Here is a 22181-nt window from a genome sequence, read left to right as displayed (position 1 = left end):
ATGTCGAAGGACTCGATACAGGTCGGACTATCCAGCGCGTCGGTGTTCCCGCTGAACGTCCACGACGCCTTCGCGGTCTCCCGCGACCTGGGCTACGACGGCGTGGAGGTCCTCGTCACGGGCAACCACCTCTCCCAGGACCCCCGCAGGCTCAACGAACTCAGTTCCCGCTACGACCAGCCGATCCTGGCGATCCACGCCCCGACCCTGTTGCTGACCCAGCAGGTCTGGGGCGGTGCCTGGTCGAAGATCGAGAAGTCCGCGGCCATGGCCCGCGAGGTGGGGTGCGACGTCGTCGTGGTCCACCCGCCGTTCCGCTGGCAGGGCAGCTACGCCACCGGCTTCGCCGAGGGCGTCAACCGCATCATGGACGAGCACGGGGTGCGCATCGCCGTCGAGAACATGTACCCGTGGCGGGCGCGGGGCCGTGAGACGAAGATGTACCTGCCGCATTGGGACCCGGTGCCGCAGCCGTACGACTACGTGACCTGGGACTTCTCGCACGCGGCCATCGCCGACGTCGACTCCTTCGCATCGGTGAAGGAACTGGGCGACCGGCTCAGCCACGTGCACCTGTGTGACGGCCTGGACAACGGCAAGGACGAACACCTGGTCCCCGGACGGGGCACCCAGCCGGTCGTGGCCGCCATGGAGCACCTGCGGGACAGCGGCTGGGACGGCCACGTCGTCGTCGAGGTCTCCACCCGGAAGGCCAAGGGGGCCGGTGAACGCGAGGAATGGCTGGCCGAAACGCTGCGCTTCGCCCGCCAGCACCTGGCACCCGCCACGGCCGAGGCACCCGCCGACTCCTCCACGCACGCCTCCTGACGGTCCCGCGCGGGACGGCGGTGGGCCCGCCGTGCAAAAATGGGGCCATGGCACCCTCGAACACCTCCAGCCCCCGGACCATCCAACGCCTGGCCTTCGTCGGCACCGGCAACATGAACGGGGCGATCCTGCGCGGCATCCTCGCCGGCGGATTCGACCCCGGGCAGATCACGGCCACCGTCCGCGGGCCGGAGAAGGCCGCCCGGATCGCCGCGGACACCGGAGTCCGGACGCTGGCCACCGGCGAGGACCCGGAGGCGAACGGCACGGCCGTCGCCGGGGCCGATGTCGTCTTCCTCGGCGTCAAGCCCGTCGGGATCCAGGACGCCTGCCGCGACATCGCCGCGTCGCTGTCCCCGGGCACCGTCGTGGTCAGCGTGGCCGCCGCGGTGACCGTCGCGATGATCGAGGCGGCGCTGCCGGCCGGGCAGCCGGTCGTGCGCTCCATGCCGAATACGCCCCTGACCGTGGGCAAGGGCGTGGTCGCGCTGGCCGGCGGGACCTCGGCCACCGCGGCCGACGTCGAGGCCGTCACGGAGCTCTTCTCCGGAGCGGGACTGGTCCGGCAGGTCGCCGAGGAGCAGCTCGATGCCGTCTCCGCCGTCAGCGGATCCGGCCCGGCCTACGCGTTCTACCTGGCCGAGGCCATGGCCGAGGCCGGCGAGGCCCTCGGCCTGGACGCCGGGCTCTCCCGCGACCTGGCGCGCGCCACGGTGGCCGGTGCCGGTGCCATGCTCGACGATCCCCAGGCCGACGCTTCGGCGCTGCGCACCGCGGTCACCAGCCCCAACGGAACCACCCAGGCGGCCCTTGAGGGCTTCGACGCCGCCGGCATCCCCGCCGGAATCGCCGCCGGTGCCCGTGCCGCCGCGGAGCGGGCCGCACAGATCACCCGCGAACTGGCCGGCTGAGCCCGGCAGGCCCACCGCGTCCCGGCCCCGTCCAGAGGTGGTGCCCCGGGGGGCGCTACGGGCGGGAGGCGAACCGCTCGAGCAGGTCGACGTGGCCGGAGACGATGAGCACGTCGCGCCGCGTGACCTTGGTGTCGGGCTGGGCGTAGGTGAAGTCCTCGCCCGGTGACTTCACGCCCACCACGGTCACGCCGTACTTGGACCTGACCTGCGATTCACCCAGCGTGAACCCCTGGGTCTCCTTCGGCGGGTACATCTTCACGATCGCGAACCCGTCGTCGAACTCGATGAAGTCCAGCATGCGCCCCCCGACCAGGTGCGCGGCCCGCACCCCGGCGTCGGCTTCGGGGTAGACCACGTGGTTGGCGCCGATCCGCGAGAGGATCTTCCCGTGCGAGGGCGTGATCGCCTTGACCCAGAGGTGCTCCACGCCGAGGTCGACGAGGTTGACGGTGATCAGTACCGAGGACTCGATCGAGGTGCCCACCCCGACGACGGCCGAGGTGAAGTCCTGGGCGCCGAGCTGGCGCAAAGCATCCACGTTTGTCGCATCCGCCTCGACCACGTGGGTCAGCGTCCCGGCCCACTTCTGCACCAGTTCCTGGTTGCGCTCGATGGCCAGGACCTCGCGGCCCTGCCGCACCAGCTGCTCCGCCACGGCTGCGCCGAAACGGCCGAGCCCGATGACCAGGACGGGGGCGTTGTGGTCCGATTTGTTCTCAGCCAATGATCGGCCTTTCCTCGGGGTAGTGGTAGAGCTGGTTCCGCTGGCGCAGGCTCAACGCCGTCGCCAGTGTAATGGTGCCCACGCGGCCGGCAAACATGAGCGCGGAGAGCACGTACTTGCCCTCCGGCGGCAGCTCGGCGGCCAGGCCGGTGCTCAACCCCACGGTCGCGAAGGCCGAAATCGAGTCGAAGAGCACGCGGTCCATGGGTTCGCCGCTGATGGCCAGCAGCAGCCCGGTGGCGACGCTGACCAGGGTGGCCCCGAGCACGACGACGGAAATCGCCACCCGCATCGTGCTCTCCGGGATCCGCCGGCCGAAGGCCCTGATGTCCCGGTCGCCGCGCGCCTCGGCGACGATGGCCAAAAACATCACGGCGATCGTGGTGACCTTGATGCCGCCGGCAGTCGAGGCCGAACCGCCGCCGGCGAACATCAGGGCATCGGTCAACAGCATCGTGGGGGCCTCGAGCTGGTTCTGGTCCACCAGGTTGAACCCCGTCGAGCGGGTCATGGCCGAGGCGAAGAACGAATGGATGAGCTTGTCCCACAACGACATCCCCCCGATCGTGGCCCGGTTGTTCCACTCCATCGCGCCCCAGCCCACCGTGCCCAGGACCAACAGGATGGCGGAGACGACCACTGTCAGCTTCGTATGCAGGTTCCACTTGCGCACGCGGCCGCGATAGACGATGAGCACCATGAGCACCGGGAACCCCAGCGAGCCGATGATCGCCCCGACCAGCAGCGGGATGAGCACCCACAAGTCGGTCTCGTAGGGGACAAGCCCGTCCGAATGCGGGGTGAAACCGGCGCTGTTGAAGGCCGAGATGGCGTAGAAGACCCCATGCCAGATGGCCCGGCCGAAGGGCTCGCCGAGCACCAGGAACCGCGGGGCCAGGGCCAGCGCCAACAGCGCCTCGATGGCCACCGAGGTGGTGATCACGATCCGCAGCAGCGTGCCGACTTCGCCCAGCCGGCCGACGTTCTGGATGTTCATGGCCTCCTGGGCGCGCAGCTTCCCGCGCACCCCCAACCGCTTGCTCACGGCCAGCGACAGCACCGACGCCAGCGTCAGGATGCCCAGGCCGCCCATGAAGATGCCCACGATGATGACCACCTGGCCGAAGAACGACCAGTGGGTCGCGGTCGAGACCACGGTCAAGCCGGTCACGCATACCGCCGAGGTGGCGGTGAACAGCGCGTCGTGCAAGGGGGTGTACTCGCCGCTGGCCGAGGCAATCGGCAGGGACAGGAGGGTGGTGAACAGGGCAATGACCAACGCGAAGACGACGATGGCCAGCCGCGCCGGCGACGTCGCGGCCAGCGCGTCGACGAAATCACGGGACCATTGGAGGAAGCGCGGCACGGCGTTCGCCCACGTCAGCGCGGTGGGTTGCAGTGGGGACGACATGTTCTCTGGCGGCTCCCGGACGGGTGGTGGGCGGGTGTTTCCCGGCACAGTCCACAGTAAAGCACCGGGGGCCCGGTGGCGCCGGGAACCGCCACCGGAGCGACGCCGATCACAGCGATTGCCGGCCAATCGCGTAGCCTGAGCCGGTGAGCTTGAGTACACCGCCGCCACCACCGACCGAGGTCCTGTGGAGCGAGGACCTGATGGGCTACCGCTTCAGCGACAGCCACCCGATGCACCCGTCGCGGCTGGACCTGACGATGCGCATGATCGAGGGGCTCGGGATCCTGGAGCGGGACAACATCTCGTTGCTTGCACCGCAGATCGCGACCGTCGAGGAGCTGGCCACCGTCCACGACCGGGACTACATCGCCGCCGTGCAGTATGCCGGCGAGCACCCGGGCGAGGTCAACGAGGAGCGCGGCCTGGGCACCGAGGACGACCCCGTGTTCAGCGACATCCACGCCGCCAGCGCACGGTTGGCGGGAGGCTCCCTCCAGGCCGCGGACGCCGTGCTGGCCGGGCGCGCCCTGCACGTGGTCAACTTCGCCGGGGGAATGCACCACGCGTCCCGCGGCCGGGCGAGCGGATTCTGCATCTACAACGATGCCGCCCTGGCCATCCAGCGGCTGCTCGACCAGGGGACCCGGCGGGTGGCCTACATCGACGTCGACGCGCACCACGGCGATGGCACCCAGTCGATCTTCTGGGACGACCCGCGCGTGCTGACCATCTCGATGCATGAATCCGGGATATCCTTGTTCCCGGGGACCGGATTCGCCAACGAGACCGGGGGGCCGCAGGCAGCGGGCAGCGTCGTGAACGTGGCCCTGCCCGCCGGAACCACCGACGCCGGCTGGCTCCGCGCCTTCCACGCAGTGGTCCCGCAGCTCGTGGCCGCCTTCGAACCCGAAGTCATCGTCAGCCAGCACGGCTGCGACGGCCACCGGCGCGACGACCTGAGCAACCTGCGCCTGAGCGTGGACGGGCAGCGCCAGAATGCCCTGGACATCGCCGACCTGGCCCAACGCCACTGTGAGGGCCGGTGGATCGCCACCGGCGGAGGCGGATACAACCTCATCGAGGTGGTCCCGCGGACCTGGAGCCACCTCGTGGCCATCGCCGGCGGACAGCCGGTGCCGCTGCGGACCCCGGTGCCGGGACGCTGGCTGGACTACGTCCGGGACCGCTACGGCGTGGACGGGCCCACCGCGATGAACGACGACGTGGACCTGTGGTGGCGCTCCTGGGAGGTCGGCTACGACCCGGCCGACGCCATCGACCGGACCATCATGGCCACGCGCAAGGAGGTCTTCCCGGTCTTCGGGCTGGATCCCTGGTTCGACTGAGGACCGCCGCGTGGTGCGATGCCGGAAACGGCATATGCGGATATGGTGATGAAATGACTTCCGACGACGTCTTCACCGTCCTGGCAGATCCGACACGGCGCAGGATTCTCGACGCACTCCGCGCGGGGGAGAACTCGGTGGGGGACCTCGTCCAGGCCCTCGAGGTCTCGCAGCCGACCGTCTCGAAGCACCTGAAGGTCCTGCGGGAAGCCGGGGTGGTGCGCATGCGCGCCGACGGGCAACGCAGGATCTATGCCGTCGAATCGCACGCGCTGCACCGTGCGGCCAGATGGCTGTCCGCGTTCCCCGCCCCGGCAGCCGGTACCGCCCCCGCGGCGGTCGCGCGCGAAGAGTACAAGAGAACCGGAGCCGACGGCAATGCCCTTTCCGACGCTGCAACCGTCGCGGGGACCGGAGCGGATGCGACCGCCCGCGCCCTGGAGGCCGCAGCCTCCTACCGCGCCGCCCAGCAGGCACAGCGCGACCAGGCCGTCGCCGCCGGACGAGCTGCGACGGAGCGCGAAAACCCCGTGGTTCCGGGGTCGGGCCACCACCAGCAGCCACTCGGCCGGTCCGTGGGACGGACCGTGGAGCAGGTCACCGGACGGGCCCAGGACCTGCTCGAGAGGCTGCAGAAACCGAAGTTCGGACGCCGCCGCTAGGCCCGTCCGCCTGCCGGATCCACGTTACGGGCTGCTTTTGGATTCTTTACGACCGGTTGGGAGCTGCGCGCCAGGGCGTGCGATTCTTCTTGTCGGAGCGCCGACGCTCACCCCAGGGGTGCCGTCGCGCCCACCTCAAGTTCAAAGGAGTACCGCTTGGATCAGCATCTGCTCGATATCCGCGAAGACGTCTTCCACCGGAACCAGGGGGAATCCGAATTCCACCAGGCCGTGACCGAGGTCTTCGAAAGCCTGGATGCCGTCATCGGCAAGCACCCCGAATACGCCGACGCGGCCATCCTGCAGCGCATGTGCGAACCGGAGCGCCAGATCATCTTCCGCGTCCCGTGGGTCGACGACGCCGGGAAGGTCCAGATCAACCGCGGCTTCCGCGTGGAGTTCAACTCCGCCCTCGGCCCGTACAAGGGCGGCCTGCGTTTCCACCCCTCGGTCTACCTGGGCATCGTGAAGTTCCTGGGCTTCGAACAGGTCTTCAAGAACGCCCTGACCGGCATGCCGATCGGCGGCGGCAAGGGCGGATCCGACTTCGATCCCCGCGGCAAGTCCGACGCCGAGGTCATGCGCTTCTGCCAGTCGTTCATGACCGAGCTCTACCGCCACATCGGCGAATACACGGACGTGCCCGCCGGTGACATCGGCGTCGGCGGCCGCGAGATCGGCTACCTCTTCGGCCAGTACAAGCGCATCACCAACCGCTACGAATCCGGAGTGCTCACCGGCAAGGGCATGGGCTGGGGCGGTTCGCTGCTGCGCCCGGAAGCCACCGGTTACGGCGCGGTGCTCTTCGCCCAGGAAATGCTCAAGACCCGCGGGTCGAGCTTCGACGGCCAGCGCGTGGTCGTCTCCGGTTCGGGCAACGTGGCCATCAACGCCATCGCCAAGGCGCAAAGCCTCGGCGCGCAGGTCGTGGCGTCCTCGGACTCCAGCGGCTACATCGTCGACGAGGCCGGCATCGACGTCGAGCTGCTGCGCGAGATCAAGGAGGTCGAGCGCGGCCGCATCAGCGACTACGTGGACCGCCGCGGCAGCAAGGTCGACTACGTCGAATCCGGAAGCGTCTGGGACGTCGACGCCACCGTGGCACTGCCCAGTGCCACGCAGAACGAACTCGACGCCACCGCCGCCAAGCGGCTGGTCGAATACGGGATCGTCGCCGTCGCCGAAGGCGCCAACATGCCCTGCACCGCCGACGCGACCCAGATCTTCCAGGACGCCGGCGTGCTCTTCGGCCCGGGCAAGGCCGCCAACGCCGGCGGCGTGGCCACCTCCGCGCTGGAAATGCAGCAGAACGCCAGCCGCGACTCGTGGAGCTTCGGGCACACCGAACGCCGCCTCGAGGAGATCATGGTCGGCATCCACACCACCTGCGCCACCACCGCCGACGCCTACGGCAAGCCCGGAAACTACGTGGCCGGCGCCAACATCGCCGCGTTCACGAAGGTCGCCGACGCGATGCTGGCCCTGGGCGTCATCTAGCCCACCGGCAAACCCCACCCCGGGCACGGCGATGCCCCGGATGCCCCCGGCCTCCGGGGCATTGCCGTGCCCGGGGTGCTTACATGGAGGGCATGGAGAACACCGAACCATTGCCCGCCCACCGCATCGACCCCCACGCAGTCGGCCAGGACGACATCGACGCCTACCGCCTGCTGGCAGGGGACATCGCCTCCGGGACCGCCGTCGTGGCCACCCGGCAGTACGGACGGGACATCGCCGCGACCGTGACCGGGTTCCTCGACGTGTCCTATGACCCGCCGACGATGCTCGTCAGCCTCTACGCCGACGGACGCATCGGCGAAGCCGTGGCCGAAGCGGGGTCGTGGGCCCTGTCGCTGCTCTCGGGAGGGCACGAAGGCACCGCCAACTGGCTGGCCAGTCCCGGCAACCCCGTCCACGGGCTGCTCAGCCAGGTCCCCTTCCGACGCGCTCCGGCCAGTGGTGCCGCCATCGTCGAGGGGGCCATCGCCTGGTTCGACCTGAGGACGACGGCGGTGCATCCGGTCGCCACGCACCTGGTCGTCGCCGGCGAGGTGGTGGCCATGGGCGGCACCGACGATGCACACGCCGCCAACGACCCGCTGCTGCACTTCTCCCGCGAATACCGCCACCTGCGCTAGAGGGCTGAGGCGGGGCCGCCGTCGTCCCGCGTCATATTGGCCGCTGACGGCGAGACCGGGACACGGCAGCGGTAGGGTGGTGGCATGACAACCCGTTGGTATGCGTATTTTGTGTCGGCTCTGGAGGAGCCTGCAGCACACTGATTGCGCATACCCACCTTCAGAGCCGACAGGGCCGGAACACCAGTTCCCGGCCCTTTGCCATTGGTACGGCGGCCCTGGACGGTGTGGTCACAGCCCGGTGAGGAACCGGGGCCGCGGTGGAATGGCACGGCGCTCCCACCCGAAAGGCCCCCCGATGACCACCCTCCAGCACGAGACGGCGACCGAACCGAACACCGACGAGCACATCGCCGGCTACGCCCCACTACCCACCCCTGCAGCACTGCGGGCCGACCTGCAGGCCGGTGGCGCCGCCCGGGATGCGGTGGCCCGGGCCCGCGATGAGGTCCGGGCGGTGCTCTCCGGCCTGGACGACCGGCTGCTGGTGATCGTCGGCCCCTGCTCGATCCACGATCCCGCAGCGGGCCTGGACTACGCGCGCCGACTCGCCCGGGAGGCGTCCCGGCACCGGGGTGAGCTGCTGGTGGTCATGCGCACCTACTTCGAGAAGCCGCGCACGACCGTCGGGTGGAAGGGCCTGGTCAACGACCCCGGACTCGATGGCAGCCACGACATGGACGCCGGGCTGCGTGCCGCCCGCCGGTTCCTGCTTGACGTCACGGCGCTCGGCCTTCCCGCTGCCACCGAGTTCCTCGAACCGGTCGCCCCGCAGTACCTGGCCGACCTCGTGGCCTGGGGTGCCATCGGGGCGCGGACGGCCGAGAGCCAGATCCACCGGCAACTGGTCTCCGGCTTGTCGATGCCCGTCGGCTTCAAGAACGGAACCGACGGCGGCCTGCAGGTCGCCCTCGACGCCTGCACCGCCGCGTCCACGGGCCAGGCGTTCCTGGGCATGGACCCGCAGGGACAGGCAAGCATGGTGCGCACCCAGGGCAACCCGGACGTCCACCTCGTTCTGCGCGGGGGATCGGCCGGGCCGAACTACGGCGATGCCGACCTCGAGGCCGCCTCCCGGGCAGCACGGGCGGCGGGCCTGAACCCGCGCCTGGTGGTCGATGCCAGCCACGCCAATTCCGGCAAATCCCACGAACGCCAGTCCGGCGTCCTGGCCGAACTGGCCACGTCGATCGCCGCCGGCCAGGACCAACTGGCCGGTGTCATGGCCGAAAGCTTCCTGGTGCCGGGAGCGCAGAAGCTTGTCCCGGGCGGACCCCTGGTCTATGGGCAATCGGTGACCGATGCCTGTATGGGATGGGAGGCAACGGAGGTCGCCCTCGGCCAACTGGCCGAGGCCGTGCGCTCGCGGATGGACGCCAAATGACCTGCAGGGGCACGACGGGTTTCACAATCACCCCAGCAGCCACTAATGTGGTCTGCTAGATGGTAGTGCGCGCGGGTCTCACCGGGCGATGCCTCGCTGGGGTGTTCCTTCCATCCAGTTCAGGAGAAATTGCCGATGGCCGACGCTAAGAACTTTTCGAACGCGCGCTTCATGACGGTGGCGGAAGTCGCCGAGGTGATGCGTGTGTCGAAAATGACCGTGTATCGACTGGTGCACGCCGGCGACCTCCCGGCCGTACGTTTCGGACGCTCCTACCGCGTCCCGGAAACGGCAGTGGAGGCCTATCTGAACACCGCGCGTGTGGATGGGGCCTCGGAGACCGCGTGAACGCGTGGTCCGCAACGGTCCCGTGGGCAGGGTAACCTGTTAAGGAACATTTAACGTCCGCGATGGTTGCTGCCTGCTCCCCGCGTGGCCGTCAGCAGTAATCAATCACCAGTCTGTGAGGAACCAAATGGGCTCAGTTATCAAGAAGCGCCGCAAGCGGATGGCGAAGAAGAAGCACCGCAAGCTGCTTCGCAAGACGCGCCACCAGCGCCGCAACAAGAAGTAGCCGCGCGTCGGGACCGTTTCCCGACCCCGGCACACGATGGCGGGGTTCCCCACGGGGGGCCCCGCCATCGTCATGCCCGGCGTGCACGTCGGGCCGTGTCGTTGTTTTCGCCAACCGCCGGCCCCTGTCATGTCAGCCGGCAACCGGAAACAGTCCGGTTACCGGTGGAAGCGGCGCCGCATCATCTGCAAGCCCCGCCAGAGACCGTAGACTGCTCCCGAATAGGTGGCCGCCCGGATGCCAATGGTTGCTGCGCGACGGCCACGGCGGAAGTCGTAGACCGGCCAGTTGTGGGCCAGCGCATGGCGGCGCAGGCGGACATCGGGGTTGATCGCCACCGGATGCCCGACCACCGTCAGCAGGGGCACATCGTTGTAGGAATCGCTGTAGGCCCAGCTCGCCGACAGATCCAGGCTCTCCCGGGCTGCGAGTTCCGTCACGGCGGCAGCCTTGGCCGGGCCATGCAGGATCTCGCCGACCAACTGGCCGGTATAGACGCCCTCATGCTGGTCCACCACGGTGCCCAGGGCGCCCGAGAGGCCGAGCCGGGCCGCGATCACATCGGCAACTTCCAGCGGCGTTGCCGTGACCAGCCACACCGGGCGACCGGCATCGAGATGCGCCTGGGCCAGCGCTCGGGTGCCGGGCCAGATGCGACTGGCGATGAACTCGTCGTAGATCTCGTCCCCCAGCGCGGCCATGTCATCGACCAGGATTCCGGCAGCCAGGGCCAGTGCCTGGTCCCTGACCCGGTGGACGCTGGCCAGGTCCTCGCCGCGCAGCAGGAAGCTGGCCTGGTGGGCAGCGATCCACAAGGCGTGGCGGACGCTGAAGGCCCCACGGCTGTACATCTTGCGGGCCACCGCGAACAGGCTCGCACCGCGCATCATGGTGTTGTCGACGTCGAAGAATGCCGCGGCATGACCGGTCTGGGGCGGCTCCACGGGCACGGCGGCGGCTCGGGACTGCTCTGGCATCGGGCCAGTCTATCCGCCGGTGTCCGTGGGGCGCGATGCAGCAGGCGTCAACTGGGGCAAAGGGAGCGCCTCCGGACACCGGGGACCGGTAGGTTGGGACCATGGATTCTTCGCAACAGGAACCGCGCATCCGGCTGCTGACCAAAAGCGGATGCCACCTCTGTGCGGCCGCCCGCCAGACGGTGGAGGCGGTGGCCGCCCGGCATGGCGTCGACTGGGACGAGGTGCGCATCGACGGCGACCTCGATCTGCTCCAACGCTATGGCGAAGAGGTCCCGGTGCTGCTCGTCGACGGAATCCAGCGGGACTTCTGGGTCATCGACGCCGCCCGGCTCGAGAAGCTGATCGGGTCATGACAGGCGCGGAAAAGCTCCTGCCCGAGGCGACCCTGGGCCGCATGACGCTGTATCTGCGGGCACTCGAGGTCCTCCGCGCGGCCGGCCAACCCACGGTCTCCTCGGAGGTCCTGGCCGCCGCCGCCGGGGTGAATTCGGCCATTCTGCGCAAGGACCTGTCCCTGCTGGGGACGTTCGGCACCCGGGGTGTCGGATACCGGGTCGAGGTGCTCGCCGAGAGCATTTCGACGACGCTGGGACTCGAACACGGCTGGTGCGTCGCCATTCTCGGGGCGGGCAACCTCGGGAGGGCCCTGACGGGGTATGCGGGCTTCCAAGAGGGGGGCTTCCGCGTCGGGGCGGTCTTCGACGTCGCGGAATCGGTGGTCGGCCGTCGTCTGGGGAACCTCACGGTCCGCCCCGTCGCCGAGCTTGCTGCGGTCACTTCGCAGCTGGGCCTGAACATGGCGATCCTGGCGGTTCCCGGGAGCGCCGCCCAGGAACTCTGCGACCTGGTGGTCGCCGCCGGGATCACCAACATCCTCAGCTTCGCGCCGGTGCTCCTCCAGGTCCCGGAGGGCGTCCAGGTGCGCAAGGTCGACATGGCACGGGAACTGCAGATCCTGGCCTACCACGCCGCCTTCGGGGCCGGGCCCGGCGACTGAACGCCACCGGGCCCGGCGACTGAACGCCACCGGGCCGGGTGCCTCCCGTTACTGCCGGAAGCCGCCGTGCTTGTGCAGGGCCACCGCGCCGATGTACTGCGAGGAGGGCCGCAACCAGGCGCAGACGATGCCGGCCACCCCCAGGGCTATGGCGAGGAAGGCGAGCGGATCGAACGAGGAGAGCAGCCCGAAGAGGGACAGCGCGGCCAGGACCGTGCCGGTGATGCGTGCCCCGTTGCTGCCCTTGCGGATGAAGGTGGCGATGAGAGCGTAGATGCCCGCGCCGATCACCATGATCACCATGACCGCAATCTTCATCGGGCCGACCATGGACTGGATGTCCAGACCGGCGTCCTTGAGTTCCTGGTCCATGGCGGGGTCCTGCGTCGTCATGGCCTGGTTGAAGGCATCCACCACGACCGAATTCGGCACCAGGAGCAGGATCATGCCCTGGACCAGCGTGATGAGGCCAGCAGCCATGATCAACCAGAATGCGGCGTTGACCTGCATCGGCGGTGCCGGACGTGTGCCGGGCGCGCCATGGAAGGGCGGCTGGCCACCAGTGGGCTGCTGCGGGTAGCCGTAATACTGCTGGTTCGTGTACCCCTGTCCCGGTGGCGGGAGGTTCGGCTGCCCGGGTTGGCCGTAGCCCGGTGGCAGGTCCTCGGAGGGCTGGCCGTACTGGCCGTAGGCGGGACGGTCAGGGGCATTCTGGCCGTATTGCGGCGTCGGACCGGGGGCGCCGTCGGGCAGGCGTTGGCCGAACTTCGGCGGCTCGGGGACCGGGGGCGTGCCCTCTGAGGGCGTGGGATGCGGGTCGTCGTGCGGATCCTGCGGAGCGGGCGTGCTCATGGTCTGTCCTCCGATGGTGTTGCGGGCTGCGTACCTGATTCCCAGCGTAGTAGGAGCACCCCCGCTCGGGGCATCATCAGGAAGGCTGAATTCCATCCGGTTGTCGTCCCGGCGTGGGGCGTCTCACCCCCGCTTTTTAGGCGTGGCCGGAAACGTTTGAGAGAATGGCTGCATGTCTGCCGCCACCGTCCACCTGCTCCGTCATGGGGAGGTCCTCAACCCGGACAAGGTGTTGTACGGACGGTTGCCCGAGTTCCACCTGTCCGAGCTCGGCCGTGCCATGGCCGAGCGCGCTGCCGAGTACTTCGCGGCACAGCGGGACGCCGGTGCGAACATCGTGCACCTGGCGGCTTCGCCGTTGACCCGCGCGCAGGAGACTGCCGCGCCGACAGCGAAGGCCCTGTCTCTGGAGATTGAGACGGATGAGCGGATCATCGAGGCCGAGAACCACTTCGAGGGCCTGTCCGGCGTCAAGGGCCATCTGCGCCGCCCGCGCCATTGGCGGTACCTCACCAACCCGTTGCGTCCGTCCTGGGGGGAGCCCTACCGGGCCCAGGTCGAACGCATGATGGACGCGGTGGGGGACCACCGCGACCGGGCCGTTTCACTCGGCGGCCCCGGAGCCCAAGCCGTGCTGGTCAGCCACCAGCTGCCCATTTGGGTCACGCGCCTGGCCGCCGAAAACAAGCACCTGTGGCACGACCCGCGGCGGCGGCAATGCACGCTCGCCTCGGTCACCAGCCTGGATTTTGAGGGGGAACGGCTCGTCGCCGTTCGTTACACCGAACCCTGCGCTGACCTGCTGGCCAACGCGGCAAACATCCCCGGAGCCTAACGCCATGCCGTCCCGTCCTGCTGTATCCCCCCTGCCCGAACGCCGCCGGGTGCTGCGCGCCGCCGCCCTGTTCGCCGCCATCATCCCATTGGCCGCCTGCTCGGCCGAGGAGGACCCGCTGGCCAAGCAGGCCCGTGCGGGAAATGGCAAGAACTACATTGCCGGCGACGGTTCGGTCCAGGAATACGCGGCCGCCTCCCGGGGCGAGCCACTGGACCTGCAGGGGACGACGTATGACGGCGAGAACGTGGGCCCCGAACAGCTCACCGGCCATGTCACCGTCCTGAACTTCTGGTATGCCGCCTGCGCGCCTTGCCGGCTTGAGGCCCCGCATCTGGCCAAGTTGAGCAAGGCGTTCGAGTCCAAGGGCGTGCGGTTCTACGGGGTCAACGTCCGTGACGGCCAGGAGACCGCTGCCGCCTTTGAACGGACCTTCGACATCCCCTACCCGTCCATGCCCGACGCCGACGGCTCGATCCTGCTCTCGATGACGGACTATGTGCCGCCACAGGCGGTGCCGACCACACTGGTGCTGGACCGGCAGGGCCGCGTCGCCGCCCGGCTTCTCGGTGAAGCGGACGAGTCCACGCTCAAGGCCCTGATCTCCGACCTGGTTTCCGAGCCGGCGTGATTGCCGGGCTCGCCACGGCCCTCCCGGCGCTGAGCGCCCAGGCCAACCCCTTCGCCGAAGCCGTCCAGGACGGCTCGCTGCTGTTGTCGGTCCCGGTCGCCGTCCTGGCCGGACTCGTCTCCTTCCTCTCGCCCTGCGTGTTGCCGTTGGTCCCCGGCTTCCTGGGGTACGTCACCGGGCTGACCGGAGCCGACCTGGCCCAGCAGAAGCGCGGCCGCATGGTCGTCGGCATCGGACTGTTCGTCCTGGGTTTCAGCGTGGTCTTCATGCTGGTCGGTGTCGTCTTCACCAAGGTCTCCGTCTGGCTGATGTACCGGGGAGACTGGGTCACCCAGGTCCTCGGGCTGGTGGTCATCGCCATGGGCATCGTGTTCATGGGCGGGTTCTCCTGGCTCCAACGCGATCGCAAGATCCACCGTCGGCCACCGGCCGGGCTATGGGGGGCCCCCGTGCTGGGCGTCACCTTCGGGCTCGGCTGGGCACCGTGCATCGGCCCCACGCTGTCGGCGGTCCTGGCCATGAGCGTTGGCCCGGACGCCAACGTGACGCGGGGTGCGCTGCTGACATTCGCCTATTGCCTGGGGCTCGGCGTGCCTTTCCTGCTCATCGCCCTCGGCTTCCGCCGCGCGGCCGGTACCCTGGCGTTCTTCCGGCGCCACCAGCGGGCCGTCATGCGTGCCGGGGGACTGCTGCTGATCGTCCTCGGTGTTCTCATGGCCAGCGGCCTGTGGGGCGACTGGGTGCTCCAGCTTCAATCGTGGTTCAAAAACGACGTAAGGATGCCGATCTGATGGCATTAACCAGGAAAAATGACCGCCCATCGCCCTCCGGCAGCGGAGGCGGCCGCAAGGGCAAGAACAGCGACGTCGCCGTCCCGGCACTGGGACCGTGGGGCATGCTCCGGTGGGCGTGGACCCAGCTCACCAGCATGCGCACGGCACTGTTCCTGCTCCTGCTTCTGGCCGTGGCGACCGTGCCCGGTTCGCTCTTCCCACAACGCCCGGTGAACCCGACCGAGGTCACTGCCTACATCGACAACAAACCGGTGCTGGGCCACTGGCTGGATACCTTCCAGCTGTTCGACGTCTTCTCGTCCGTGTGGTTCTCCGCCATCTACCTGCTGCTGTTCATCTCGCTGATCGGCTGCGTGTTCCCGCGGGCGAAAAAGCACTACCAGGCATTGCGCACCCCGCCCCCGCGCACCCCCGCCAGGTTGGGGCGGCTTCCCGAGAACGGGACCCTCGAGGTGGGGGCGGACCGCGAAGTGCTGCCAGATGCCCAGATCCTGGCACGGTCCGCGGCCCTGCTGAAGAAGCGCGGATACCGCGTCGAGCAACGCCCCGGCGACAAGGCGCCCTCGGTGGGTGCCGAACGCGGCTACGTGCGCGAAGTCGGGAATCTGGTCTTCCACTTCTCGCTGATCGGGGTCCTCGCCTCGGTCGCCGTCGGGGGCGTCTTCGGCTACACCGGGCAGCGCATCGTCGTTGAGGGCGAGTCATTCGTGAACACCCTCGTCTCATACGACTCGTTCAGCCCGGGAACCGGCTTCGAGGAAGGCGCGCTAAGTCCCTTCTCCGTCCGGCTGGACAACTTCGACGTCACCTACGACCGCGAGTCCACCACCCATTTCGGCCAGCCGATCGACTTCCACGCCCAGGTCACCACAACGGAGCCAGGCCAGGAACCACAACAACAGGACCTGCGGGTCAACCACCCGTTGCGGATCGGCGGGACGGCCGTGTACCTGGTGGGCAACGGCTACGCCCCGGAGATCACCGTGCGGGACGGCAACGGCAACATCGCCTATTCCGGTCCGGTGGTGGCCGTCCCCCAGGACGACGTCTTCACCTCGTTGCTGGTCCTGAAGGTCCCGGATGCGCAGCCGGACCAGCTGGGCTTCGTGGGCCTGTTCCTGCCGACCGCCGGGGTGAACTCCTCGGGGGTGGGCATTTCCCTGGACCCGAGCCCGGTGCTGCCACAACTCCAGCTGAACTCCTATTACGGGGACCTGGGCCTGGACTCCGGTGATCCGCAGAACGTGTTCGTCCTGGACACGGACCAGCTGACGGAGCTGAACAGCCGGAACCTGGATTCCGGCGGCCTGGTCGTCAATGCCGGGCAGACGGTACAGCTTCCCGACGGCAAGGGCTCGATCAGCTTCGATGGCATCAAGCGCTACGCGGCCCTGGATATCCACCATGATCCGGGCAAGCTGCCGGTGGCCATCTTTGCCGCGTTGGCGCTGCTTGGCCTGGCGGTCTCGCTGTTCACCCCGCGCCGCCGCGCCTGGATCAAGATCCACCCGAATGATCCGGAACGGGCGACGGAAACTGCTGGGCGTATCATCGAATACGGGGTGCTTGCCCGCGGGGAAGATCCCAGGGTGCGGCAGGAAGCCCGGGAGCTTCGCACACTTCTTGAGCGCGAATTCTCCGGCGCAGGCCGGACCGAAGTTTAGGAGACAGAGGAACACGCATGCCTACGATCAACGAACAGCTGGGCGCCTACAGCGACCTCTTCATGCTGCTGGCCGCCATGGCGTATGCCATCGCCTTCATCGCCTTCGCCTGGGACCTGGCCAAGTCCAGCCGCACCATCCGTGAACTGGAATCCGGGCTGCTGGCCGAGGAAGCCAAGCAGCTGGCCACAGTCGGCGCGCGACCGGCGGAATCCGCAGGCGCCGGGGCGGGACCGGCGAAGGACAGGGGGCCGCATGCGCCCCCGGCCGACGACGGCCTGCTGGTCAATGAGTCGATGAACTATACCCGCGACGCCGGCAAGCGCACCGCCGCCCGAATCGGGGTGTCGGTGGCGTGGATTGCCGCGGCGATCCAGGCGTTCGCGGTCGTCTCCCGCGGCGTCGCCGCCGGGCGGGTCCCGTGGGGGAACATGTACGAGTTCCTCACCACCGGCGCCCTGGTCGTGGCGGTAGTCTTCCTCGCGGTGCTGGTCAAGAAGGACCTGCGTTTCATGGGTACCTTCGTCATCGGGCTGGTGACCCTCATGCTCTGCGGAGCGACGATGGGATTCCCGACGCCCGTTGCCCACCTGGTCCCGGCATTGCAGAGCCCCTGGCTGATCATCCACGTCTCCATCGCCGTGTTGGCCTCGTCGCTGTTCACCATCACCTTCGCGCTGAGCATCCTGCAGCTCATCCAGGCCGACCGGCAGTCCAAGCTCGCCGCGGGCAAACCCGACAAGTTCGCGTTCCTGCGCATGGTCCCCAGCGCGGCGGCCCTGGAGAACTTCGCCTACCGGATCAACGCCGTCGGATTCGTCATGTGGACCTTCACCCTGATGGCCGGCGCCGTCTGGGCCGAAGCCGCGTGGGGGCGCTACTGGGGGTGGGACACCAAGGAGGTCTGGACGTTCGTCATCTGGGTCGTCTTCGCCGGCTACCTGCACGCGCGGGCGACCCGCGGGTGGACGGGAACACGTTCGGCCTGGCTGAGCATCATCGGCTACCTGTGCATCGTCTTCAACTTCACCGTGGTGAACATCTACTTCAACGGACTGCACTCCTACGCGGGCGTATAGCCCTTCAGCGGGCGGGCCCGGCGGGAAGCAACACTGCTTCCCGCCGGGCCTTTTCCGTCTGGGCGCCAGCCTGCCCCGCCCCCACGCGGACCGGGCGCCCCGGAGCGGAGGCGCCGCTGGGGCGGCGGCACCGGAGACGTCCACAGGGACCCGGAATCCCCGCGCGGGGGGCATGGCCTAAGCTGGATGGATGCCTGAACAGGAACGACTCCCACTCCACCGAACGGCCATGTTGCCCCTGTTGCTGGCCATCGCGGCGATCGCCCTGGCCCTGGTCTCGACGTTCCTGGCCGACCTCGTGGCCAAACTCGTGCTGTTGGGCCTGGCATTGGTGCTCATCGCCGCGTGCGGCGTGCTCCTGGGGCTGATGGTCCTGCGGATCCGCAGGACGTCCAATCCTGGCCAACGCTAGGCCCTCGCCCCTGCATCCCACGCGGATGCAGCGACCACCATCGGACCGAAGGCCAGAGGCAGACGGTCGGCGGAGGACGGCGCTGCTGGCCTGCCCTAGGCGTTCGGGGGATTGGTATCCCGGTCGGAGGGGAGCTCGCCGCTGTCGTTCGGGGGTTGGCGGTCTTTTTGGCTCCGGGCTTCCCGGGCCTTCAGCTCTGCTTCACGACGACGCAATTCCTCGTCCTTGGCTCGCTGCCGGCGCTGCGTCTCGAGGCTGCGCAGGAACTCGGGATCGTCATCCGGGGACGCCGGACCGCGCGGGGCGCGCCGTCCGGACGTGGGACCGGAACCGGCATCGGTGGGCCGGCCCAGCCAGAACCACAAGCAGGCCCCGACGAGCGGCAGCAGGACGATGACCACGATCCACCAGCCCTTGGCCAGGCTACGCACCCGGTTCCGTGGCGTCTGCGCGCACTGGATGAGCGCATAGATGGTGACGGCAAGGGCCACCAGTGCACCGAGAATCAAGTTTCTGACCATGCTTCCAGTGTAGTGAAGAATTCGAGGGCCGACTTCAGCCGGTAGAATCGTAACGTGCAGTTCCTCAAGTACACCATCGTCCGATTGGTTCTCTTCTTCGCCGTCTTCGCCGCGCTGTTCTGGGGGCTGGACTTTTCACTGTGGCTTGCGGCGATCATCGCCGCCATCGTCGCCTTCTGCATCGCATACCTGTTCTTCAACCGGTTGCGGACCGAGAGCACCCGCCAGGTACAGGCGAGGATGACCGACCTGCGCAAGAACCCGGGAAGCCACAAGGGAGCGCTCGAGCGCGAGGACGAGGAAGCCGAGGACCGCAACGACTAGGCTCCGGCCGGCCAACCCCGCCGCCCGGGTCGCTCAGGCCTGCTGGCGCAGCACCACGGTGACCACCATTCCAATGGCGAACAGCACGCTGTAGCCTAGGTTGATGAACCCCGTGTGCTTGAGCACCGGGATCAATGCCTGGCGTTGGGTGCTCTTGAGCATGAGCCAGGAGGGCACCAGGCACAGCGGTGCGACCAGCACCACGAGCATCAGCCAGGGATGGTTGCGCACGAGCAGCAACGGCAGCAGGATCGCCAGGGCCAGCATCAGCACGTAGGAGACGCGCGCGCCCTCGTCGCCCAACCGCACCGCCAGGGTCCGCTTGCCCACTTCCCGGTCGGTGGGGATGTCACGGACGTTGTTGGCCATCAACAGGGCCGTGGCGATCAGCCCGGTGCCGCAGGCACCCACCCACGCCGTGGCCGGAAGCTCGAGGACCTGGGTGAACGTCGTTCCGAGCGTGGCCACCAGCCCGAAGAACAGGAACACGAAGACCTCGCCCAGGCCCTGGTAGCCGTAGGGCCTGTCCCCGCCGGTGTAGCCCCACGCAGCGAAGATCGCGGCCACCCCGACCAGCAGCAGGGGCCACGCCTGGGAGAGCAGGACCAGCACCAGACCGGCCACGGCGGCAGCCCCGAAACACCCGAAGGCCGCGGCCTTCACCCGGCCCGGACGGGCGGCCCCGGAGCCAGTCAGCCGCAACGGGCCCACCCGAACATCGTCGGTGCCGCGGATGCCGTCCGAATAGTCGTTGGCGTAGTTCACCCCGATCTGCAGCAGCAGCGACACCAGCGCAGCCAGGACCGCGCGACCCCAGAACAGGTGCCCGCCGACGCCATAGGCAGCCGCCGTGCCGATGATGACGGGGGCGATGGCCATCGGGAGGGTGCGCAGCCGGGCCCCTTCGATCCATTGGGCGGCTGAGGCCACGGCGGTATCCTCTCGGTCGAAGCGGGCGGTTTCTCCAGCGTCCTATTCTCTCCCCGCCGCTCCCAACAGGGAAATTGCCGCGCGCCGGTCCGGTTTGCCGCCGGGCAGGGTGGGAAGTTCGGGAACCCGCAGCAGGGTTTTGGGAACCGCCGGGGCGCCCAGGACGTCGCGGACAGCCGAGCGGATGGTCTCCGGGGCCGCGGTACCGGTGACCAGCGCCCCCACGCTCGCCCCCCATTCGGGGTCGTCCAGGCCCACGACCAGCGCCGAGCCGACGCCGGGGACGTCCTCGATGGCGGTGGCGACGGTCGCGGCGGAGACCTTGATGCCTCCGGTGTTGATGACGTCGTCGAGGCGGCCGCCGACCTCGAGCACCCCGTCCGCCAGCGTTCCCACATCGTCGGTGGTGAACCACCGTGTGCCCTCCCCGTCCACCGAGAAGTGGGCGGCCGTCAGTTCCGGGTTGCCCAGGTAGCCGCCGGCGACGACGTCGCCGCCGAGGCGCATGCGGCCGGCGTCGGTGGAGATGCGCACCCCGGGCAACGGCTCGCCGTCGTACACGCAGCCACCGCAGGTCTCGCTCATTCCGTAGGTGCGGATGACCCGCAGCCCGTGGGAGCGGGCGGCTGCGCGCAGCGGTTCAGAGGTCGCACCGCCGCCGAGCAGGATCGCGTTGAAGCGGCGCAGCGCCGCGACGGTTTCCGGTGCGGGGTCTTGCAGCAGGCGGGCGAGCTGGGTGGGCACCAGCGAGGTGATGCGCACCCGGTCGGTCAGCTCGGCGGCGGCCGCCGTGAAGCCCTCGGCGGTGAAGCGGGCCCCCAGGTCCATCGCCCACGGGCGCGTCCCGGCGTAGAGGCTGCGCGTGAGCACCGCCAGGCCGGCCACGTAGTGCACGGGCAGGGCCAGCAGCCACTGGCCCTCGGTGCGCAGGTATTCCGCGGTGGCCATCGAGGAGGCGGCGAGCGAATCGATGGGCAGCACGGTGCGTTTCGGGGTGCCGGTGGACCCCGAGGTGCGCACGACGGCGGCGCTTCCCCCGGGCGCGTCGGTCGCCAGTTCGACGCGGTGGCTGCCGGGTGAGTCGCCCGGCAGGATTTCCACGGCCGGTCCCTGCTCGTTCAGGGCGGCGGAGAGGGCACGCAGGACGGGGTCGATGTCCATGGCCGGCCCTAGAAGTAGTACGGGTGCGCGGACCAGTCGGGGTCGCGCTTTTGCAGGAACGCATCCCGGCCCTCGACGGCCTCGTCGGTCATGTAGGCCAACCGGGTCGCCTCGCCGGCGAAGACCTGCTGTCCGGCCAGCCCGTCGTCGGCCAGGTTGAAGGCGAACTTGAGCATCCGGATCGCCTGCGGGGACTGCCGGGCGATGTCCGCGGCGTATTCCAGGGCGACCTCCTCGAGGCGCTCGTGGTCCACCGCCTCGTTGACGGCCCCCATGGCGACCATGTCCTCGGCGGAATGTTCGCGGGCCAGGAAGAAGACCGCGCGGGCGTTCTTCTGCCCGACCTGCCGGGCCAGCAGGGCCGAACCGTAGCCGGCGTCGAAGGAACCGACCGTCGCGTCGGTCTGCTTGAACTTGCCGTGCTGGCGCGAGGCGATGGTCAGGTCCGAGACGACGTGCAGCGAGTGCCCGCCGCCGGCCGCCCACCCGTTGACGACGGCGATGACCACCTTGGGCATGGTGCGCATCAGGCGCTGGACCTCGAGGATGTGCAGGCGTCCGGCGCGGGCCGGGTCGATCGACTCGGCGGTGTCGCCACCGGCGTAGCGGTAGCCGTCGCGCCCGCGGATCCGCTGGTCCCCGCCCGAGCAGAAGGAGTACCCGCCGTCCTTGGGGGAGGGGCCGTTGCCGGTCAGCAGCACCGCGGCAACGTCGGAGGTCATCCGGGCGTGGTCCAGTGCGCGGAAGAGCTCGTCGACGGTTCCCGGGCGGAAGGCGTTGCGCACCTCGGGCCGGTCGAAGGCGATGCGCACGGCGGGAAGATCCCGCAGGATCCTGCCGTCGGCATCGCGTTCCACCTGGCGGTGGTAGGTGATGTCCTCGAAGTCGAAGCCCTCCACACCCCGCCAGCGCGTGGGGTCGAAGAGGTCGGATACCTGGTCGGGAAGGGAAGTTGTGCTCACCCGCACCAGTCTAGACGCGGCGCCCGCGCCGGCCCCGGCTGCCGCCCCGGCAGGG

At 69.0% G+C, this 22181-nt stretch carries 26 protein-coding genes; 18 read left to right on the top strand and 8 right to left on the bottom strand.

What is annotated here, in order from left to right; genetic code table 11:
* Both AB8M85_RS02365 and proC read left to right on the top strand, forming a co-directional pair.
* Positions 1-828, top strand: a complete 828-nt coding sequence (locus AB8M85_RS02365) for a sugar phosphate isomerase/epimerase family protein (protein ID WP_372697158.1) — start codon at positions 1-3, stop codon at positions 826-828.
* Positions 829-875: 47 nt separating this feature from the next.
* The gene (proC, locus tag AB8M85_RS02360; protein ID WP_372697157.1) at positions 876-1739 is read left to right on the top strand and encodes a pyrroline-5-carboxylate reductase; all 864 of its coding nucleotides are present in this window, start codon (positions 876-878) and stop codon (positions 1737-1739) included.
* A 55-nt stretch (positions 1740-1794) separates the two neighbouring features.
* Here proC and AB8M85_RS02355 read toward each other — a convergent pair whose 3' ends face one another.
* Together AB8M85_RS02355 and AB8M85_RS02350 are read right to left on the bottom strand one after the other, a co-directional pair.
* Positions 1795-2466 (bottom strand): TrkA family potassium uptake protein, encoded by a 672-nt coding sequence (locus AB8M85_RS02355; RefSeq protein WP_372697156.1) that lies wholly within the window; start codon positions 2464-2466, stop codon positions 1795-1797.
* A complete protein-coding gene (locus AB8M85_RS02350; RefSeq protein ID WP_372697155.1) occupies positions 2459-3877 on the bottom strand; it encodes a TrkH family potassium uptake protein in 1419 nt (472 codons plus the stop codon). Before AB8M85_RS02350 ends, AB8M85_RS02355 begins: the two co-directional genes overlap by 8 nt.
* A gap of 203 nt (positions 3878-4080) precedes the next feature.
* Here AB8M85_RS02350 and AB8M85_RS02345 point away from each other — a divergent pair, with 203 nt between their 5' ends.
* From AB8M85_RS02345 to AB8M85_RS02315, 7 genes are all read left to right on the top strand, one after another.
* On the top strand, positions 4081-5226 hold the full coding sequence (locus AB8M85_RS02345) for an acetoin utilization protein AcuC (protein ID WP_372697700.1): 1146 nt from the start codon (positions 4081-4083) through the stop codon (positions 5224-5226).
* Between the two features lie 53 nt (positions 5227-5279).
* Positions 5280-5888 (top strand): ArsR/SmtB family transcription factor, encoded by a 609-nt coding sequence (locus tag AB8M85_RS02340; protein WP_372697154.1) that lies wholly within the window; start codon positions 5280-5282, stop codon positions 5886-5888.
* Positions 5889-6044: 156 nt separating this feature from the next.
* Positions 6045-7385 carry an NADP-specific glutamate dehydrogenase gene (gene gdhA / locus AB8M85_RS02335; RefSeq protein ID WP_372697153.1) on the top strand — a complete coding sequence of 447 codons (1341 nt, stop codon included), beginning with the start codon at positions 6045-6047 and terminating at the stop codon, positions 7383-7385.
* A gap of 92 nt (positions 7386-7477) precedes the next feature.
* Positions 7478-8026, top strand: coding sequence for a flavin reductase family protein (locus AB8M85_RS02330; protein WP_372697152.1), 549 nt, complete (start codon positions 7478-7480; stop codon positions 8024-8026).
* 298 nt (positions 8027-8324) lie between these two features.
* Positions 8325-9410 carry a 3-deoxy-7-phosphoheptulonate synthase gene (locus AB8M85_RS02325; protein ID WP_372697151.1) on the top strand — a complete coding sequence of 362 codons (1086 nt, stop codon included), beginning with the start codon at positions 8325-8327 and terminating at the stop codon, positions 9408-9410.
* A gap of 135 nt (positions 9411-9545) precedes the next feature.
* On the top strand, positions 9546-9758 hold the full coding sequence (locus AB8M85_RS02320) for a helix-turn-helix domain-containing protein (RefSeq protein WP_372697150.1): 213 nt from the start codon (positions 9546-9548) through the stop codon (positions 9756-9758).
* A gap of 127 nt (positions 9759-9885) precedes the next feature.
* A complete protein-coding gene (locus tag AB8M85_RS02315; RefSeq protein ID WP_003792170.1) occupies positions 9886-9984 on the top strand; it encodes a 30S ribosomal protein bS22 in 99 nt (32 codons plus the stop codon).
* Between the two features lie 158 nt (positions 9985-10142).
* Here AB8M85_RS02315 and AB8M85_RS02310 read toward each other — a convergent pair whose 3' ends face one another.
* Positions 10143-10961, bottom strand: coding sequence for an HAD family hydrolase (locus tag AB8M85_RS02310; protein WP_372697149.1), 819 nt, complete (start codon positions 10959-10961; stop codon positions 10143-10145).
* A 101-nt stretch (positions 10962-11062) separates the two neighbouring features.
* Between AB8M85_RS02310 and AB8M85_RS02305 the strand changes: the two genes are divergently transcribed.
* Positions 11063-11317: a glutaredoxin family protein gene (locus AB8M85_RS02305; RefSeq protein ID WP_372697148.1), complete on the top strand. Its 255-nt coding sequence runs from the start codon at positions 11063-11065 to the stop codon at positions 11315-11317.
* Positions 11314-11961, top strand: coding sequence for a redox-sensing transcriptional repressor Rex (locus tag AB8M85_RS02300; RefSeq protein WP_372697147.1), 648 nt, complete (start codon positions 11314-11316; stop codon positions 11959-11961). The genes AB8M85_RS02305 and AB8M85_RS02300 overlap by 4 nt, the downstream gene beginning before the upstream one ends.
* Positions 11962-12009: 48 nt before the next feature.
* On the opposite strand, the gene AB8M85_RS02295 is transcribed toward AB8M85_RS02300, so the two are convergent.
* Positions 12010-12813, bottom strand: coding sequence for a hypothetical protein (locus tag AB8M85_RS02295; RefSeq protein ID WP_372697146.1), 804 nt, complete (start codon positions 12811-12813; stop codon positions 12010-12012).
* A gap of 172 nt (positions 12814-12985) precedes the next feature.
* Between AB8M85_RS02295 and AB8M85_RS02290 the strand changes: the two genes are divergently transcribed.
* The 6 genes from AB8M85_RS02290 to AB8M85_RS02265 all read left to right on the top strand — a co-directional run bounded on the left by AB8M85_RS02290 (position 12986) and on the right by AB8M85_RS02265 (position 18228).
* Positions 12986-13648, top strand: a complete 663-nt coding sequence (locus AB8M85_RS02290) for a histidine phosphatase family protein (RefSeq protein WP_372697145.1) — start codon at positions 12986-12988, stop codon at positions 13646-13648.
* A gap of 4 nt (positions 13649-13652) precedes the next feature.
* The gene (locus tag AB8M85_RS02285; protein ID WP_372697144.1) at positions 13653-14279 is read left to right on the top strand and encodes a TlpA family protein disulfide reductase; all 627 of its coding nucleotides are present in this window, start codon (positions 13653-13655) and stop codon (positions 14277-14279) included.
* Entirely contained in the window at positions 14279-15070 is a 792-nt protein-coding gene (locus AB8M85_RS02280; RefSeq protein ID WP_372697699.1) for a cytochrome c biogenesis CcdA family protein, read from the top strand. The genes AB8M85_RS02285 and AB8M85_RS02280 overlap by 1 nt, the downstream gene beginning before the upstream one ends.
* A complete protein-coding gene (locus AB8M85_RS02275) occupies positions 15070-16737 on the top strand; it encodes a cytochrome c biogenesis protein ResB (RefSeq protein WP_372697143.1) in 1668 nt (555 codons plus the stop codon). Before AB8M85_RS02280 ends, AB8M85_RS02275 begins: the two co-directional genes overlap by 1 nt.
* A 17-nt stretch (positions 16738-16754) precedes the next feature.
* Positions 16755-17816, top strand: coding sequence for a c-type cytochrome biogenesis protein CcsB (ccsB, locus tag AB8M85_RS02270; RefSeq protein WP_372697141.1), 1062 nt, complete (start codon positions 16755-16757; stop codon positions 17814-17816).
* A gap of 190 nt (positions 17817-18006) precedes the next feature.
* The gene (locus tag AB8M85_RS02265) at positions 18007-18228 is read left to right on the top strand and encodes a hypothetical protein (protein WP_372697140.1); all 222 of its coding nucleotides are present in this window, start codon (positions 18007-18009) and stop codon (positions 18226-18228) included.
* Positions 18229-18323: 95 nt separating this feature from the next.
* Here AB8M85_RS02265 and AB8M85_RS02260 read toward each other — a convergent pair whose 3' ends face one another.
* A complete protein-coding gene (locus AB8M85_RS02260; RefSeq protein WP_372697139.1) occupies positions 18324-18749 on the bottom strand; it encodes a PLD nuclease N-terminal domain-containing protein in 426 nt (141 codons plus the stop codon).
* A gap of 54 nt (positions 18750-18803) precedes the next feature.
* Here AB8M85_RS02260 and AB8M85_RS02255 point away from each other — a divergent pair, with 54 nt between their 5' ends.
* A complete protein-coding gene (locus tag AB8M85_RS02255) occupies positions 18804-19073 on the top strand; it encodes a DUF4229 domain-containing protein (protein ID WP_372697138.1) in 270 nt (89 codons plus the stop codon).
* Positions 19074-19106: 33 nt separating this feature from the next.
* On the opposite strand, the gene AB8M85_RS02250 is transcribed toward AB8M85_RS02255, so the two are convergent.
* From AB8M85_RS02250 to AB8M85_RS02240, 3 genes are read right to left on the bottom strand one after another with little or no spacing between them, the layout of a single operon-like run.
* On the bottom strand, positions 19107-20003 hold the full coding sequence (locus AB8M85_RS02250) for a 1,4-dihydroxy-2-naphthoate polyprenyltransferase (RefSeq protein ID WP_372697137.1): 897 nt from the start codon (positions 20001-20003) through the stop codon (positions 19107-19109).
* A 42-nt stretch (positions 20004-20045) separates the two neighbouring features.
* On the bottom strand, positions 20046-21164 hold the full coding sequence (locus tag AB8M85_RS02245) for an AMP-binding protein (protein WP_372697136.1): 1119 nt from the start codon (positions 21162-21164) through the stop codon (positions 20046-20048).
* Positions 21165-21172: 8 nt separating this feature from the next.
* On the bottom strand, positions 21173-22126 hold the full coding sequence (locus AB8M85_RS02240; protein ID WP_372697135.1) for a 1,4-dihydroxy-2-naphthoyl-CoA synthase: 954 nt from the start codon (positions 22124-22126) through the stop codon (positions 21173-21175).
* Positions 22127-22181 lie beyond the last annotated feature (55 nt).

Origin of the sequence: Arthrobacter sp. JSM 101049 (genome assembly GCF_041679245.1) — a bacterium.
GTDB lineage: Bacteria > Actinomycetota > Actinomycetes > Actinomycetales > Micrococcaceae > Arthrobacter_H.
Note: the sequence above shows the minus strand (reverse complement) of the source record. Positions and strands in the feature narration are given on the sequence as shown.